The organism is Aeromonas sp. QDB56, assembly GCF_027705505.1.
GTDB classification, from domain to species: domain Bacteria; phylum Pseudomonadota; class Gammaproteobacteria; order Enterobacterales; family Aeromonadaceae; genus Aeromonas; species Aeromonas caviae.
The window spans coordinates 1-1,246 of the sequence record NZ_JAPDBZ010000276.1; the positions used below are offsets into that span (position 1 = coordinate 1).

At 50.8% G+C, this 1,246-nt stretch carries 1 protein-coding gene and 1 pseudogene; both read right to left on the reverse strand.

Features of this window, described 5'->3' with window-relative positions; all coding sequences use genetic code 11:
* Positions 1-75: 75 nt before the first annotated feature.
* A pseudogene (locus OKB81_RS20370) lies at positions 76-741 on the reverse strand (IS1595 family transposase); the annotation flags it as partial.
* Positions 742-904: 163 nt separating this feature from the next.
* Positions 905-1,048 (reverse strand): hypothetical protein, encoded by a 144-nt coding sequence (locus OKB81_RS20375; protein ID WP_270805434.1) that lies wholly within the window; start codon positions 1,046-1,048, stop codon positions 905-907.
* Between the last annotated feature and the right edge of the window lie 198 nt (positions 1,049-1,246).

The window sequence follows — 1,246 nt, forward strand, 5'->3', positions numbered from 1 at the left end:
ATGTGGCGTTGGAGCCGATTTCAAAAAAAGTGGCGCAATACCGTTAGGGCAAGTACGTCGATTTAACGGCGCTTACCCTATCATCGTGTTTACCCAGTTGAATGCCGGATGATCCAGCAAGTCCAGGTTGCCCCCGGTGACAACACCCAGGTGCTCACAATTGGCCTCCTTGACCGCTTTGAAACAGGCCAATCCATCGGATATCACCGCGCTACCACTGGCAATATGCCGTTTTGCCCAATCAGCAACGGACTTGGTTTTGAAACCATCGACCACCGTCATCCGCATCTTGATTGGATGCCCTTCCTTGTTCAGGGCCACTGCTGCCACAAACGGCGTCTTGCCTGCCGCGCCCCGACCTCGTTTGCCACCACGGCGCTCTCCACCCCAGTAGACATCATCGAGCTGAATGATGCCGCTGATGGGCTGCTTGTCATCGGACTCTTTCATGGCTTGCAGCAGCTTGTGCTTGAGCATCCAGGCGGTGTCATATTTGACGCCCAACTGGCGCTTTAGCTCCATCGCTGACAAGCCTGTTTTGGTTTGTGACAGCAGGTGCATCGCCAGAAACCACTTGGTCAGTGGGAGTTTGGTGTTTGCAAAAATCGTGTTTCCAGTCAATGACATCTGGTGACGGCAGTTATTGCATTGCAGCACGCGTGGCCGACTTTTCAGGCGACAGCAGGTCTTGTTGGCGCACTCAGGACAGATGAAACCGTTCGGAAAACGCCAAGCAAGCAGCAATGCTGTTCAGATAAGCACATTTTTGACTAATTATTCATAAATGCGACTTGAGTTGGGGGAGCAAGGCTGTTTCCAGTCGATGTTCCTTCAGCCTTTATCCAGCGTGGCTTGCAATAGAAAGAGGGAGGCATCATGCCTCCCTCATTTTTTAGCCCTGATACTACGTGGACTGGAACTCAAATTCTCTTAAGTGAACAGCATTGCAAGCAAGCAGCGCGTTTTCGCACTGCGCTTCAGTGCCATAGTCCTTGAAAAAATCAAACAGGCTGTAGCCTTTCTGGAATTGGACTTTGCTTTTGGCCATGATCTCGCACCTCAGTAACTGTACGTAAGATCAGTATAGCTCGTGGTGACTGCTAATCATGGGTAATCAGGAACAGGTTTGACCTCACGATCTGACTATGATCTTATGTGCTCTTTTCTGGGTAACCGTTCACCGGGAGGATGTTGACAACAACTCTTCCGGGAGCGGGTAGTCTGTTTTCTCTATGCAGGCACTGAC